We start from the raw sequence: 15,574 nt of genomic DNA on the forward strand, positions 1-15,574 counted from the left end.
TCAAATACCGAGCTTTCGCACGATTAATACACAGTTCCAGATCATCCGTGAAAAACAGTACCAAGTTAATCTGGTTTGACCGGTCGAAGTTCGCAATCGACTTTAGAAATGCATAATGGGAGGAGAAACCTAAATTTAGCTCCAGGGCAAAGTCGTCCTTTTTAAAGAGAAAATCCCGTATTTTTTGATTGGTTGTCAGGGAAGCAATATCTTGATAATCGGTGAAGCCTTGTTTTTTATATTGATAAGCCGCCAGATCCTGATAAATTATGGGTACGCCTGCCGGGATTAATTCCTTGGCATTGGTACTCTTGCCGATACCGGGAGGACCTGCAATCAGTTAAATTGTCATTGGATCACCAGGACACGACCGTCTTTGTGTTCGGCAACTACATGGCCGTCCGGACGTTTATAGACCAGCGGTTGCCCGATGGAAAAGAGGTATTCCCGCGCATTTTCCGTGCATTGTTTTTGCCATAGGCTTCGCTCTTCGGGAGTCATGGTCCGAGGGTCTTTGACCATTTTTCCCGTCTGATAGTGCACGTCTGTTGTCATTTTAAATCTTTTTTATACAAAAATAACGAAAAATCTTGTTTGGGCTAGGCCGAATGAATCAAGGGATCAAAACAGGACGACCCTGATGAAGGTTATGTTCCAGAATCATTTATGATCAAGACCCTCGACCGATCAGGTTACCGGAAAGCCGTTTATGGATCATCCCTTTTTGTAATAGGGCGGTTGTCGTAGCTTTTTGGAAAAATAATCGACCATGAAACCGCGTCATTACATCGCCCTTGCCGTCCTGGCTGTCTTGGGCATCATCTGGGTGGGGCCTTACTATACGGTTTATCAGCTCAAAAAAAGCGTGAAGGCGAAGGATGCCGCCAGAATTGCGGACCATGTGGACTTTGCCCGGTTGCGCCAGAACCTGAAAGACCAGCTCAACGCCCGGGCGGTGAACGCCATTCAGCACAAGCGAAACGATCCCGCTGCCACCATCGCTGCGGGGTTGACCGGACTGTTTGCGGGGGCGGTCGTCGATCAGATGGTCACACCGGCCGGATTGGCAACGATGATGCGGGGGCAAAGCGTGAACCCGTTGAAGAAATCCACCGGGGGAACCACCGAACCGTTCGGAACCGTTCGCTTTCGATTTAATTCCTTCGATACATTTTCGGCCTACGTTCCCGATCAGCAGGGACACGATATTCGCTTTGTGCTAACGCGTGACTGGTTCGACTGGAAGCTCACGAATGTGATTTTGCCGGGTGATTGAAGGGGATGACATCCCGTGCGCACCGACGTATCCACAAAAAAAGCACCAGGAAAATCCCGGTGCTTTTTTGTCATTCTCGAACAATATTTTATTCTTATTTATCCCACCAAACCATACTGGAAAGCGTATTGGTGCCGCCCTGACGGGTCCGTGCTTCGATAAAATTGGTTTTGTTGTAGGTTTCTTCCGAATCCGGAATCACAAACCGGGTCGGAATTTTTCCGCCGGTGAGGTTGCCCGGATAACTGGTCGGGGTCAGAACCGGGTAGCCGGTACGGCGCCAGTTTGAGAAGATCTCGTATTCATCTTCCAGGAAAAGAGAAACCCATTTTTGGGTTTGAATCTGCTCCATTTGCTGGGCCATCGTTCCACCGGTTTTGTACGGATTGAGCGCCAGATACGCGTTAATCTTCGCATCGGAGATGGTGCCACCCGATCCAAACAGCGACCATTGCCGCATCCCGGCTTTTACGGCATTCTCATAGGCGGCCGCAGCCGTCGTTCCGCTGGCCCAGCCCCGTACGGCGGCTTCGGCAAGCAGCAGATTCGTTTCGGCATTGCCAAAAACAATCAGTGGAGCGCTGTATTTGAGCAACGTATTCGGATTGGGTTCGGAAAACGAATTGAAATTGGCGGGCAGGTTGTTGAAAGCCGCGTTGGGCATGCCGCTTTGCAGCGCCGTGGTGGTGTCGGCCGTAAACGTTTTGCCATCTGGCGAGGTCCACACAATCGAGATCACGTTCAGCCGCGGATCTTTGGTGGTTTTCAGGTAATCGATCAGCGTTTTGGCAAATTTGCCACCCTCCACGTTGTCGCCACCGGGCGTGATGTAGTCCGTACTGATCAAACCGTTGGCGATAAAGTTCCGGCTGGCGGTTTGCGAACCGTCGACGTAGGCAATCACCGCCCGGTCGGCATCGTCCAGAATAACCCCGCCGGCGATGGCTTTTTCGACCCAGGTTTTAGACAGAGCCGCATCCACCTGCGTCAGTCGCATACCCAGACGGAGCATCAGCGAATAGCCGAATTTTTTCCATTTGACAACATCCCCGTTATACATCAGGTCGGCGGTTCCGAAGGTCGGTTTGGTCGCATCGAAGGCTTTGATGGATTCGTCCAGCTCTTTCAGCATATCCGCATAAATGGCCTGCTGCGTATCGTATTTGGGACCGTAATTCTTATCGGAAAGGGCTTTCCCGGCGTCGAAATAGGGAATGTCGCCGTACAAATCCGTCAGCCGGTGGAAAATGTACGCTTTCCAGATCCGGGCCGCCGAGAGCTTGTTGACATCGGCCGGGTTGGCCGAAACCGCATCGATCACCTGGCGGATGGAGATGATGGCACCCTGCCCGGCCCCGGTTCCGGCGTAGGCATTCCAGCTGCCGGTCGAATACGTGTAATTGAAATACTTGTCACCAGCAGCCGGAACCTCCTTGTAGGTGGCAAAATGCTGCATCGACTGCCCGATTGTCAGGTAAGCCGCGCCCGTAAAGTTGGTGCTGACACCGTCCAGCTGGGCTCTGGTGAACATATAACCGGGGATCACCTCGGAATATTTATTGGGGTCCACGTTCATTTCCTCGAAACCTTTGTCGCAGGAAGACAACAGCAGGAACAACGGGGCTGCGTAGAGTATTTTTTGGATCAGACTCTTCATCGTCAGAAAGTTATAGTATTAGAATTTCACCATTAAATTCACCCCAAGACTTCTCGTTCTGGGTACGCCAAAGGCTTCCAGACCCTGGGCGTTGGTGCTGGTATAGCCCGACTCTGGATCGAAATACTGGTTCTTTTTGTCCTTGTAAAGAATCGCCAGGTTGCGCGCCACGAAGGAAATCGACGCCGATTGCAGTTTCAGGAACGCTAACTTGTTGACGGGCAGGTTGTAACTCAACACCACCTGACGTAGCTTCACGAAGTCGTTGTTGAACATGAACATCGCTGTGTAATTCTTGTCGTTGTCGTAATACGTATCGACCTCTTCCTTTTTCCAGGTTTTGGTAAACGGATTCCCTTCCGGCGTGACGCCCGTTACGGTTATACCGGTTTCACGGCCCGGCAGTGTTTCCTGGGGCAGACCGAACCGGTAGGCATACTGGTAGAGGTTCGAGTAAACGATGCTGCCGAATTTGCCGTCGATGAGGAAGTTCAGCGAGAAGTTTTTATACCGGAAATTGTTGGTAATCCCCATCGTCAGGGGCGGAGTTCCCTGGCCGATTTCTTGCAGATCGCCCCGAACCGCGTAGCCACTGGCGGTATTGAAAACCACGTTGCCGCTGGCATCGGTTTTCTTGGGGTATCCCCAAACCGTGCCGTAGGGCCGGTTGAGCACGTTGCGCACGAGTCCGCCACCCACACCGGCGCCCACATCGATGCCGTTGATGCCTTCGGCCAGCCGCTCGATCTTGCTCTTGTTGTAGGCCATGTTGTAACTGACATCCCAGCCGAAAGCCCCCTTGCTGACGGGCGTTCCGGTCAACAGCAACTCGATCCCTTTGTTGCTCAGTTCACCCACATTCAGCAGGGCGGACGTATAGCCCGACGAAAGGGCAATGTTGGACGTTACGATGTCGTTCGTTGTTTTCCGGTTATACAGCGTCAGGTCGATTCCCAACCGGTTGTTCAGGAATTTGGCCTCAATACCGCCTTCATACGTGGTAGAGGTCAACGGTTTCAGGTCCGGGTTGGGCACCTGCGATGACGATAACACCTGTACCGGCCGGCCGTTGTGACCACCCTGCTGCATCGAGTAATATTGATAAATCTGATACGCATTGACCGTCGCACCACCCACCTGCGCCCAGGAAGCCCGCAGCTTGGCAAAACTGATGGCTTTTGGCAACCGGAAGGCATCCGATAAAATCAGCGACCCACCCACCGACGGGTAGAAAATGCTGTTGCTCTTCGGATTCAGCACCGAAAACCAGTCCTGCCGACCCGATACGGTCAGGTACGCCAGTCCTTTATACCCAAAGTCGACCGAACCAAATACCGAGTTGATGGCGCTCTTCAGATAGGTTGGCGTGGTCGTGGAGGCTGCCAGGTTGGTATAGCTGTAGAAGTAGGGCACCGTAAATTCGCTGCCCGCAATCACGGTCTGGTCATAAATGCTCCGTTGCGCATTCGCACCCAGCATGGCCGAAAAACTCAGATCCTTGAAAAAGGTGGTATTGTAGTTCAGCGTCAGCATACCGTTGGTTTCCGACGATGTCGTTTTGCGGGCTTCGTAGGTCCCCAGCGGCTGGTAGGCATTGTTGGTTGGCTGTACGTATTCCGACTGGAAGCTGTAGTAATCCTGGCTGACACTGCCTTTCAGGTATAGATTGTGCAGAATGTCGTATCGGATGCTTCCCTGACTCAGGAACCGGTGTTTGGTATCGTCATTTTTGAACTTGTTGATGACAAAGTACGGGTTTGGTGCCGCCGGTACCGGATTCCACTCGATTTCTTTGCCCGTCGCCGGATCATAGCCCGGAGCCAGGCTGCGAATATCGACCACGTTGGCAATGAGGTACGTAGCCCAGTGCGGGTTCATATCAGCATACCCCACTTTCGGCCGGTTGGTGCCTTCTTCAAAATTGTACTGAAATACGGTTTCAATGCTCAGTTTCTTGCCCAAAAAGGCGTTCAGGTTAAGATTGGCAATTTTTCGGGTAAACGAAGAATTTGGTACGATGCTGTTTGAACTGGTGTTGTTCAGGCCCAAACGGAAGTTAACGGATTCATTGCCACCGGTAAAAGCCACGGAGTTGATGTAATTGCTGCCCGTCCGGTAGAAGTTTTTCAGGTTATCTTTCTGGGGCGAATACGGGTGCATCTGGCCGTCGACCTGAATGGTAGGCTGGCCGTCCATACGGGCACCGTACGAAAGGCGTCCCGTACTTTTGGCTTCGGTCAGGGTCGTCGGTTTTTTGCCATCCAGCCCCTGTCCGAACTCATACTGCCAGTTGGGAATAACCGCAATGTCTTCAAACGTCGTGTTGCTGTTGATTTCAACCCCGATGCCCTTTTGCCCACGGCCTTTTTTGGTCGTGATCAGAATCACACCGTTAGACGCCCGGGCACCGTAAAGAGCCGCAGCGGGGCCGCCCTTCAATACGCTGATGGACTCGATATCGTCGGGGTTGATCCCGCCGATCCCGTCACCGCGGTCGACGTTCATCCCGTTGCCGTCCGGGGCCGTACCGCCGGGTGTGCTGTTGTCCATCGGCATCCCGTTGATCACGTACAAAGGCTGGTTGTTGCCATTGAGCGAGCCATTTCCCCGAATAATAATCCGGCTGGAACCGCCGGGGCCGGTGGCCATACCGGTTGCGTTCACACCGGCAATTTTACCCGTCAGGGCGTTGGCTACGTTGTTTTCGCGGGCCTGGGTGAACTCGCTGCCTTTTACTTCCGACACCGAATAAGCCAGTGCTTTTTTCTCCCGCGCAATCCCGAGGGCGGTCACCACCACCTCATTCAGCGACTTGGCTTCCGGGTCCATTTTGACGGAGAGTGTCGTCTGGTTGCCCACCAGTACTTCCTTGGACGTATAACCTACGAAGCTGAAAATCAGGACGGCGGTCTGAACGTCCTGATCCGGTATTTCCAGCTTGTATTGCCCTTCGGCATCGGAAGACGTTCCGCGCTGGGTACCTTTCACCAGGATGCTGACACCGGGGAGTCCGGCGCCGTTTTCGTCCGTCACTTTTCCGCTCACGTTGCGTTTGGGCGCTTCTTTGGGACTGACCGGAGCTACTTCCAGCGGAGTCTGAACGCGTTTCAGGATGATCCGGTCCTGCACCACCTCATAAACCACCTTGTGGGGAGTCAGTATTTTTTCCAGTACGTTCGACAGGGCCTCATCCTGAAACCGGAACGTGTATTTCTGAGTGCCGAAAACCTGGGGATTATACATGAATTTGACTTTCGTCACTTTTTCAATCTTGTCCAGGGCTTTTTCAACATCGACATTGGTCAACTGCAAGGTTACTTTTTGTTCCAGTACTTTCTGGCTTTGCACGTCATGGGCGTAGGCCAGCGGAGTAATGGCGATGAATAGAGACAGGAGTGCTTGATACAGGGCAACGCGCATAAGGGCCTGTAAAGCAGGATGAAATTGTACGATTCTTGACATATTCTTGGTCTTGTCGGTTAAAATTCGGCGTAATAATTCCCGATCCATCAGATGTAGCGATGTAGCGAAATGAGCGTAAAAATCCAGGGGATCAACAGGCCGGTAACGGGTTGTCATTGCCGGCTTTCCTGAGCGGTCAGTAATGAATTTTATTCATAGGCGTCAGTAGGTTTTTCGCAAAATTGAGCGTTCGTTTGGTTGATTTACGGTATTCGGTTTTTGGTTTACGCCCGGCCGTCGCTACGGTGTCCTTTCCTGCCGGAACTGGCGAGACCGATCACCACGTCAACTACCGGAAACCATGAACCCGGGCCGAATACCGTATCCTATGGTAGATTTGAAGTAAGGATGCAGTAACCATTAGCCAATACTCTTTTTGGTGAAATTATTTTTGGCCTATTTTTATAAATATGAAATAATATATGGTGTAAAGCCGATAAATGGACGGGATTTTTTAAAATTTTTAAATTAGTAACGCCGAGTAATCATCCGCCCATTACCCCGGTTTATTCCGCAGAAACGGGTATTTGTCGGAAACCGCTTCGGTTCCGGCACCGGCCCGGATAGCTTTGAATCAGCATTCGAAGTGATCCGACATGAAACAACACTTACTGATCTATGGCGTCCTGCTTTTTCCCTCCCTGCTACGGGCGCAAACCACACTGACCGGCCAGGTTACCGACCGCAAAGGCAATGGGCTGCCCGGTGCGAACATTTTTATCAAAGGCTCCTACGACGGTGTCAATACCGATGCCAACGGCGCTTTCAGCTTCCGGACTAATCAGAAAGACACGGCAACCATCGCGGTCAGTTTTATGGGCTACGAACCGCTTCAGCAAACGATCAAACTCGACCAGCCGACGGTTCAGTTTACCGCCAGGCTCCGGGAAACCGCCACCATGCTCAATACCGTTGTCATCACGGCGGGTGCCTTTGAAGCCAGCGACGAAAAGCGCCAGACGGTTTTGAAACCCCTCGACATTGTGACGACCGCCAGCGGTGGAGCCGACATTCCGGCGGTGATGCAACTGCTGCCCGGTGCCCAGCGCGTTGGCGACCAGACCGGTTTGTTCGTCCGGGGCGGGGCGGCTTCCGAAACCCGCACGATCATCGACGGTCTGGCGGTTCAGAATCCGTTTACGAGTGGCAGTCCGGATGTGGCGCAACGGAGCCGGTTTTCGCCGTATTTGTTCAAGGGAACAGCTTTCAGTACGGGCGGTTATTCGGCGCAGTATGGGCAGGCGCTTTCGTCGGTTTTGTCGCTGAACACCAAAGACCGGGCCGAGGATAACGACGGGGTGAGTGTGGGATTCAATGCCGCCGGGATCAGCCTGTCGGCTTTCAAAAAAGAGCGGATTACGTTTTCCATGAATTACAACAACCTGAATCCGCTCTTTAACGTCCTGAAATCGAACATCAACTGGATTCACGCGCCGGAATCGGGCGGAACGTCGATCATTCTGACCCAGCCCATCGGCAAACGCGGGTTGCTGAAACACTACACCGACGTGTCGGCCAGCCGCCAGGCCATCGAGTTTCGGAATTTTACCGGCGACTTCCGGCCCTCGCCCTTCACCGTCCAAAACCGGAACGCGTTGTCGATGACCACCTTCCAAACTACCTGGGACGAGGGTCGCTGGGGTTTGCAGACGGGCGTAAGCTATAATTACAACCGCGACCAGCTGGGCATCGACACGGTTCAGGCGCAGACGCGGGAACAACGGATGCAGGGGCGGGTGGTTTTGACCCGCTCGCTGGGTGACCAGGTTTCGCTGCTGACCGGTGCCGAACTCCATCGGTATACGTACCAAAACCGCTACGGCGTTTGGGGCGGCTCGCTGACGGATTGGTACTCGGCGGTTTTTGTCGAAACCGAAGTCTTTTTTACCCGGAAATTAGCCGTTCGGGCGGGTTTGCGCGGGGAGCGGGCGTCGGTGATTGGCCGGGCGAACGCGTCGCCCCGCTTGTCGATGGCCTACAAAACCGATTCCTACGGGCAAGTCTCGCTGGCGGCCGGCCAGTTTTACCAGACGCCCGACCAGACGTATCTGCTAACCAATCCGAAGCTCCGGTTCGAGCAGGCCAATCACCTGATTCTGAACTATCAGCGCATTCGCGATAACCGCACGTTCCGGGTCGAAACGTTTTACAAAGACTACCGGAATCTGGTGCGGGAGAATACCAATGGCATTTACGATCCGAATGTCTATCGGTTTCCCACCAGCCGAACGAACAATACGGGGTTTGGCTACGCGCAGGGATTCGATGTGTTCTGGCGCGATAAGCAGTCGATGAAAAATGTGGACTACTGGGTTTCGTACTCGTTTCTGGATACCAGGCGGCTTTTCCGAAACTACCCGGCCAAAGCCATGCCGACTTTCGCGGCCACGCACACGCTGAATCTCGTTTTCAAGAAGCGCATCCCGGCTTTGGGCATCAACACCGGCGCAACCTATTCGCTCGCCAGTGGCCGGTCGTATTACAATCCGGGCAGCACTGTGTTTCTGGGCGACAAAACCCGTCCGTACAGCAACCTGAGCGTGAACATGAGTTACGTCAAAATCCTGCCGCGCCAGTTTCTGGTGCTCTACGCATCGGCGGAAAACGTGCTGGGGACAAAAAATAGCTACGGCTATCGCTACACGCCCGACGGCAGTCAGAAGTTTGCCGTGGTGCCGCCGTTCTACCGGTTTTTCTTTGTCGGAGCGGTGTTAAATTTAACGCGAAAATCAATTGATCCTGAATTGATTAGTAACTAAACGGGGCCGACCGGCGGTCCGTGGGTACGTTTCAACCATTATTCACTAGTTTAACCATTCAAAATCATGAAAAAAGCAATCATTTGTCTGACTCTGGCACTGGCGGTTTTCGCCAGCGCTCACGCGCAAAACGAGAAGTATACCAAAGCGATGGAAGACGCCATTGCCAGGGTGAAATTTATGACGCCAGCCGCCGAATTGCAGCAAACCGCCGGGCAGTTTGAACGCATTGCGGGTGCCGAAACCGCCGAATGGCTCCCCGGTTATTGGGCGGCTTATACCTACGCGCTGCTTTCGATTAAAGAGACGGACGCGGCTAAACGGGATGCGATGCTGGACAAGGCTAACGAGTTTTATAAAAAAGTGGCCCAGCAACAGCCTGATAATGATGAGACTATGGTGTTGGCAGCTCTACTGGCCAATGCCCGGCTGGCCATCGATCCCGAAAACCGCTGGCAGCAATATGTGCCGGAATTTGAAGCCGCTTTAGGGAAAGCCAAACTGAAAAACCCCGAAAACCCGCGCGTTTACGCCCTTCAGGGACAATCGATGTTTTATACGCCCGAACAGTATGGCGGGGGAAAGGCCGTGGCCTGCCCGGTGCTGAAACAAGCCGCCGAAAAATTTGCTACCTTCAAACCGGCATCGACCATTCACCCGAGTTGGGGCGTGGATACGAATCAGTATTTACTGGGTCAGTGTGGGAAGTAAAAACCGCAACCATCACCGCAGATGAGCTCGTTCCAAAACCTGAAATCCGGGAAGTTGTTTCTCCAGAGCAGTCTGCGCGATTGGCTCATTTCGATTGTCATCTGCGCCATGCTGGTCTACGGCCTGAGCGGGATCATTTATTTCACCCTGGAACTGGCGAACCCGACCGGTGAATACATCGGAATCACGGTGATGATCTGTATCAGTAACCTGGTCAATGCGGCTTGTGTACTGGTGATCTGTTCGCTGTTCGGCCTGGTGGCGCAACGCTTTCAATCCGCCTGGGTGCAGCACCTGATCCTGTCGCTGATTTTTTTGGTCGTGGTTGGCTTCCTGAATTTTCTGATGTGGAGAGGGTTTATGATCAACTATTTTGACAGGTCCAAAATTGCCCTATACCGCAATAGCGGCAATAATACGTCGGCGCTCTACCTGTTGTGTCCCATTGTGGTGGGAAATCTGTTTTTCTATTTTCAGCAACGGGCGCGCACGTATACCCGCAAAATTACCGAGCAGGAATACCAGCTTTTGCACCTGGAACAGCTGAAAACCCGCGCCGAGCTGGAAGCGCTGCAAGCCAAAATAAACCCGCATTTTTTGTATAACGCCCTGAATTCCATTGCCAGTCTTGTGCACGACGAACCCGACCGCGCCGAACGGATGGTGGTGTTGCTATCGAAATTGTTCCGGTATACGACCGGGCTGAAAAACCGCTATTTCAACAGCATTGTCGACGAACTGGAAATGGTCCAGACGTATCTGGATGTGGAGCAGGTGCGCTTTGGCGACCGGCTGAGCTACCGCATCGACCTGATGAACCCGGCTTTGAAGGACGTGCAGATTCCGCAATTTCTGTTGCAGCCGCTGGTCGAAAATGCCATCAAGCACGGTATTTCGAAGGCGGCCGGGCCGGGGGCCATCCTTCTCCGGATTACGGAGGAAGACGGCTGGCTCAGTTGCCGGATTCACGACAACGGACCCGCTTTTCCGGAAGAACTCGTGGCGGGCTACGGACTGCAAAGTATTCAGGATAAACTGAAATTGCTGTATGGCAACGATGCGCGGTTGCTGGTCGAAAATAAACCGTTTAAAGAAGTGGTTGTCCAGATTAAAAAAGAACGGCTGACGACCCCGCCCGACGTGATTCAGCCAGCGCTGTCTACTGAAACCCGACCCATTGAACGATGAAAGCTGCTACTGAACGCAAACTGATCCGCTGGATTCACATCATCGCCAGCATTCCCATCATCGGCTATATTTACGGCCCGGTATCCCAAATTCCCGAAGCGGCTTTCATGGTGAAAGCCGGTATTGTGCCGCTCGTCATCCTGTCCGGTTTCTGGCTGTGGAAAGGCCACTGGTTCAAGAAACTGACCGGTTTTCAGGACAAGAATACCGCTTCGCCGGGACGCCGAAAACCGGGTCCGTCCACGTTGAAATTTAAAGCCTGAACGAATGGCAACGAACTTTCCGCTCCGAACACTGCTGGTAGACGATGAACCGCTGGCCATCAACCGGCTCCGGCGTTTATTGGGCCGATACGACGATACCTTCGCCATTGTCGGTGAAGCGATCAACGGCCTGGAAGGGCTCAAAGCCGTGGAAGCCCTGGAACCGGATCTGATTTTCCTAGATATTGAAATGCCGGGGCTGAACGGGTTTGAAATGCTGGCAAGGCTACCGTATCTGCCGATTGTCGTCTTTGCAACGGCCTACGATGATTATGCCGTCCGGGCCTTTGAAGAAAACTCCATCGACTACCTCCTCAAGCCCATCGAAGCCGAGCGGCTGGAAAAAACCGTAGAGCGCATCCGCAAGTCGCATTCGGCACCGACCGGTTCGAGCCCGGACTTACGGTACGTTCTGGAGATGTTGAAGCCCAAAAAAGAACTGCACTCGATTTCCGTCAAAACCGGCGACCGCATTTTGCTGATTCCGCTGGCGAACATTGCCTATTTTGAAGCCGAAGACAAATACGTCCTTCTGCATACGGTCGACGGGCAGCAGTTTCTGACAAATCATACGATTACGACGCTGGAAGAAAAATTACCGGATACCTTCACCCGCATCAGCCGGTCAACGCTCCTGAATTCCCGCCATATTCGGGAAATTCAGCGGCATTTCAACGGAAAATACGTCATCATCATGCGGGATCAGAAAGCCACCCAACTGATGACGGGCAGCAGTTATCACGAAAATCTGAAAAACCTCATGGAGTTGTAAGGCCGATTTTGTCAGGAGGAAACTTCCGCTGTGCGGAGAAACGTGGCCGGATACCGGCCGAAGCGTTGCAGAAACAGCCGGGAGAAATAAACCGGATCCTGAAAACCAACGGCATAACAAACTTCTTTGACCGTCGTATGCTGCTGGTTTTCCAGCCATTCCCGCGCGGTTTGGAGCTTTATTTCCTGCACAAACTGGTTGGGCGAAAAACCGGTCAGTTTTTTGAGCCGCCGGTATAACTGTCGTTCGCTGCTGTGAACGGCGTCGGCAATCGAGTGAACCTGAAACTGGGTGTTGGTCAGGTTTTTCAGGATCAACTGCTCGATCTGCTGCAACCATTCATCGTCCATCGGAGCCGTCAACGAAGCCGCGACCTCCCCCGGCAGTTGTTGCCGCCAGGCGATTCGCTCCTGCGAACGTTCGAGCAGATTGTCGATGCGGGTGAGCAGTTCATCCTGATCAAACGGTTTGGTGACGTAATCGGCAACGCCCAGCCGGAGGGCCTGAAGCTTGACGTCCAGGCTGGTTCGGGCGGTGAGCATCAGGACCGGAATATCGCGCACGGTCGGTTGCTGGCGAATCTGGTTGACCAGCGCGAGCCCGTCCATATCCGGCATCATCAGATCGGTAATCACCAGCTTGGGCAGTTCTGCTGGGGGCAAGGTACTCAGCCACTGCCACGCTTCCCGTCCGTTGCGGGCGACGTGGAGGTGATGGTAAGGATCCAGAATAGTGACCAGATAATCCGCCATATCCGTATTGTCTTCCACCAGCAACACCCTGGAAGACCGCTCGTCACAGACTTTCCGGGTTTCGGCCAAAACGGGTTCGTGGCGTTTGGTTTCCGGTGCCGGAGCAGTTTCGGGAGCAGCTACGGGTTGGTAGGGATACGTAAAGGAAAACGTGCTGCCTTTTCCGGGCTGGCTCCTAACCGTTAGCTCCCCGCCCCAGAGTTTACAATACTCCTGGGACAACGCCAGACCGATGCCGGTGCCACCGCGCAGCGGAGCATCGGGCCGCTGCGATTGATAATACCGCTCAAAAATATGGGGCAGATCATCCGCGTGAATCCCGCTGCCGGTGTCGCTCACCTCGATCCGGACCCAGTCCGTGGGTTCATGCAGGTTAACGGTGATCGCTCCTCCGGCCGGTGTAAAATGCAGGGCGTTAGCCAGCAGATTTTTCAAAACCGTCTCCATCTTGGCCCCATCCAGCGAAAGCCAGACCGGTTTTGCTGCGCCCATAACGGTCAGATGGATTTCGTTGTAATCGGCCTGGGGCGCAAAGGAAGCGGACGTCTGGTTGATCAGCGCGCTTAAATCGGTGGGCTGTTCGGCCAGCTGCATCGGGTTGACATCCAGTTTGGAAAGATCGAGCAGGTCGCTGACCATCGCCAGCAATTGGCGGGCGTTGCGGTCCATGCTGGCTAATAACCGGGCCGTAACCGGTTCGGAATTCAGCTTCGACAGATAGGCCAGCGGGCCCAGCAACAAAGTGAGCGGTGTTCGGAATTCGTGCGACACATTGGCAAAAAACCGGGCTTTCAGCGTGGCACTGGCCTGAAGATCTGTGGCTTGCTGCTGAATAACGGCTTTGTCGCTTTCAATTTGCGCCGTTCGGCGGGCCACTTCCTCTTCCAGCCGTTTGGTTTCCCGCAGTAAACGCCGGCTTCTCCATCGGAAAACGCTAACGATGATCGTCAGTAAGACCAGAGCACCACATAGTATAAACCAGGTCTGACGATAAAAGGGGGCTAATACCGTAATCGGAATCGTGAGCGTTTTCGATACCCACTGTCCATTGGGATTTTGCGCCCGCACCTGTAGCTGATACTGGCCGGGTGGCAGCCCGTTGATCGACAGATCCCGCTGGAGTTGGGACGTCCAATAATTTTGCCAACCGACGATGCGGTACCATAACCGGAACTGCCGTCCATAACGGTAATCGAGCAGTGCAAAAGAAAGGGAAAAAGAGCGGTTCTTAGGGGGGATGGTAATCTGCTGATGGGCATGGAACTCCGGAAGATGATCCGATTGTCGACCGGTATTGGCATTTAGTTGTTCGTATTGGGTCACCAGAAGTGGCACGATGATGGGTTTTTCCGTTAATTCTTTATCCGGCCAAAGCTTAGTAATGCCGTTAAGTCCACCTAGGAAAAGCTGCCCATCAGCACTCTGAAAGTAGGACATCAGGTTGAATTCCTCGTGGGCAATGCCGTCTTTGGGCAGATAATTCTGAACCTGATGCGAGTATTTGTTGAAGCGCATCAACCCATAATTACTTGGCAGCCAAAGTCGGTCGTGCTGGTCTTCGTGAATGGAGTAAAGCCCTTCGTTGGATAACCCTTGCTGTTGGGTAAAATGCTGCCATTTTCCAGTAGAGCGTTCCCACCGGATCAGCCCCCCCAGGCGGGACGCCAGCCAGTATATTCCTGGTTGGGTGCGGTCGGGATGAACAAACGAAATTTGGTCAGCGGGTAGATGATTGGGAGGGGCATCTTTTGTGCTGTAGCGGGCTATAATTCCGCGCAGGGGGTCGAGCAGATATAATCCTGTCGAAGCAGCTACCCAGATACCACCCGTTTTTGGATCGGGAAAAAAACCGTGGATCCGGTTGCGGCCTAGTTCCGGGTATCGATTGTATCGGGTAAAAAGTTGAGCCTTCTGCTTCTGAAGGTCAAAATAGACAATTCCATCGTCGTAGCCCAGCCAGAAATTGTGCCGCCTGTCCTGCCAGAGAGCCCAGCAATCCATGTAATATTTATTCAGGCTGAAGTTGCGGGCGGTTTGCGTCTGAAGATCAATTTGAGTGAGCATATCCCCTGATGTAGTCCATATCCTGTTATCATAGCCCAGAATGGCGGCTGTGTGCAGAACCGCTGGTACAAAATTCTGAGGTTTACGCGTATTTCCTGTCTTCAGATCAATCAGGCGACTCCCATTTTGCGTATTCACCCAGAGCCAGTTGCCTGCTTTGACGATGCCTCGGGTGCTAAACTTGAGAGTAACTTCATTTTCCGGGGAGTAAAGCAATCGCTGAAACTGGTTGCGTTCGAGCGTCAACAGTAAAAAGCCGTTCTGTGTGCTGACCCAGACGGCTCCGGTTTTGTCAACAAATAAGTGGTTAAACCCGATCAAACTGGCAACCGGAAAACCGGTGCTGGCCAGATTGAATACGATACCATCTCTCGGACGCCAGGCAAAAAGTACATTGGGGCCCATAAACCAGAATAATCCATGCGTTGCGTCGTAAACCATTCTGGTATTTGCAAAAGAATAATTTACCGGGTCTGGAAAGGGGCTGTTTGACCAGGTAACCGGTATATTGTGCAATTCCCCTGTCAGATCAAGCCGATATAAAAGGTTCTCAACCTGGTTTCGTGATAACCGGGGAGAAGATAGAGGCATCTCTTTAGGAAGGAAAAAAGAAGATAGATAGATCGAACCCAGAGAATCAACAGAAGTAATGGTCAGATAAGCCGGAATA

Annotated in this window: 10 protein-coding genes; 6 read left to right on the forward strand and 4 right to left on the reverse strand. The window is 52.9% G+C overall.

The annotated features are described in order from the left end of the window. Window positions 1-348: 348 nt before the first annotated feature. Complete coding sequence (locus EHT87_RS21885; protein WP_124908778.1) at window positions 349-555, reverse strand: hypothetical protein; 207 nt, start codon at window positions 553-555, stop codon at window positions 349-351. Between the two features lie 214 nt (window positions 556-769). Between EHT87_RS21885 and EHT87_RS21890 the strand changes: the two genes are divergently transcribed. Next, a complete protein-coding gene (locus tag EHT87_RS21890; RefSeq protein ID WP_124908779.1) occupies window positions 770-1,276 on the forward strand; it encodes a DUF2939 domain-containing protein in 507 nt (168 codons plus the stop codon). A 94-nt stretch (window positions 1,277-1,370) separates the two neighbouring features. Here EHT87_RS21890 and EHT87_RS21895 read toward each other — a convergent pair whose 3' ends face one another. Beyond that, complete coding sequence (locus EHT87_RS21895) at window positions 1,371-2,933, reverse strand: SusD/RagB family nutrient-binding outer membrane lipoprotein (RefSeq protein WP_124908780.1); 1,563 nt, start codon at window positions 2,931-2,933, stop codon at window positions 1,371-1,373. Window positions 2,934-2,951: 18 nt separating this feature from the next. Then, complete coding sequence (locus EHT87_RS21900) at window positions 2,952-6,395, reverse strand: SusC/RagA family TonB-linked outer membrane protein (RefSeq protein ID WP_124908781.1); 3,444 nt, start codon at window positions 6,393-6,395, stop codon at window positions 2,952-2,954. A 596-nt stretch (window positions 6,396-6,991) separates the two neighbouring features. Here EHT87_RS21900 and EHT87_RS21905 point away from each other — a divergent pair. The 5 genes from EHT87_RS21905 to EHT87_RS21925 all read left to right on the forward strand — a co-directional run bounded on the left by EHT87_RS21905 (window position 6,992) and on the right by EHT87_RS21925 (window position 12,088). Further along, window positions 6,992-9,154 carry a TonB-dependent receptor gene (locus EHT87_RS21905; protein WP_124908782.1) on the forward strand — a complete coding sequence of 721 codons (2,163 nt, stop codon included), beginning with the start codon at window positions 6,992-6,994 and terminating at the stop codon, window positions 9,152-9,154. Window positions 9,155-9,220: 66 nt separating this feature from the next. After that, a complete protein-coding gene (locus EHT87_RS21910) occupies window positions 9,221-9,865 on the forward strand; it encodes a hypothetical protein (RefSeq protein ID WP_124908783.1) in 645 nt (214 codons plus the stop codon). Window positions 9,866-9,886: 21 nt separating this feature from the next. Further along, window positions 9,887-11,053 carry a sensor histidine kinase gene (locus tag EHT87_RS21915; protein ID WP_124908784.1) on the forward strand — a complete coding sequence of 389 codons (1,167 nt, stop codon included), beginning with the start codon at window positions 9,887-9,889 and terminating at the stop codon, window positions 11,051-11,053. Then, complete coding sequence (locus EHT87_RS21920; RefSeq protein WP_221622051.1) at window positions 11,050-11,316, forward strand: hypothetical protein; 267 nt, start codon at window positions 11,050-11,052, stop codon at window positions 11,314-11,316. Before EHT87_RS21915 ends, EHT87_RS21920 begins: the two co-directional genes overlap by 4 nt. A gap of 4 nt (window positions 11,317-11,320) precedes the next feature. Continuing rightward, window positions 11,321-12,088, forward strand: coding sequence for a LytR/AlgR family response regulator transcription factor (locus EHT87_RS21925; protein ID WP_124908785.1), 768 nt, complete (start codon window positions 11,321-11,323; stop codon window positions 12,086-12,088). Window positions 12,089-12,099: 11 nt separating this feature from the next. Here EHT87_RS21925 and EHT87_RS21930 read toward each other — a convergent pair whose 3' ends face one another. Next, complete coding sequence (locus EHT87_RS21930) at window positions 12,100-15,345, reverse strand: hybrid sensor histidine kinase/response regulator transcription factor (RefSeq protein ID WP_229321243.1); 3,246 nt, start codon at window positions 15,343-15,345, stop codon at window positions 12,100-12,102. Between the last annotated feature and the right edge of the window lie 229 nt (window positions 15,346-15,574).

The sequence above is a fragment of the Larkinella knui genome (genome assembly GCF_003858645.1).
GTDB lineage: Bacteria > Bacteroidota > Bacteroidia > Cytophagales > Spirosomataceae > Larkinella > Larkinella knui.

Coding starts and splice junctions, on each gene's coding strand:
- EHT87_RS21885 (WP_124908778.1), bottom strand. CDS start 555: ATGACAACAGACGTGCACTATCAGACGGGAAAAATGGTCAAAGACCCT.
- EHT87_RS21890 (WP_124908779.1), top strand. CDS start 770: ATGAAACCGCGTCATTACATCGCCCTTGCCGTCCTGGCTGTCTTGGGC.
- EHT87_RS21895 (WP_124908780.1), bottom strand. CDS start 2,933: ATGAAGAGTCTGATCCAAAAAATACTCTACGCAGCCCCGTTGTTCCTG.
- EHT87_RS21900 (WP_124908781.1), bottom strand. CDS start 6,395: ATGTCAAGAATCGTACAATTTCATCCTGCTTTACAGGCCCTTATGCGC.
- EHT87_RS21905 (WP_124908782.1), top strand. CDS start 6,992: ATGAAACAACACTTACTGATCTATGGCGTCCTGCTTTTTCCCTCCCTG.
- EHT87_RS21910 (WP_124908783.1), top strand. CDS start 9,221: ATGAAAAAAGCAATCATTTGTCTGACTCTGGCACTGGCGGTTTTCGCC.
- EHT87_RS21915 (WP_124908784.1), top strand. CDS start 9,887: ATGAGCTCGTTCCAAAACCTGAAATCCGGGAAGTTGTTTCTCCAGAGC.
- EHT87_RS21920 (WP_221622051.1), top strand. CDS start 11,050: ATGAAAGCTGCTACTGAACGCAAACTGATCCGCTGGATTCACATCATC.
- EHT87_RS21925 (WP_124908785.1), top strand. CDS start 11,321: ATGGCAACGAACTTTCCGCTCCGAACACTGCTGGTAGACGATGAACCG.
- EHT87_RS21930 (WP_229321243.1), bottom strand. CDS start 15,345: ATGGTTTACGACGCAACGCATGGATTATTCTGGTTTATGGGCCCCAAT.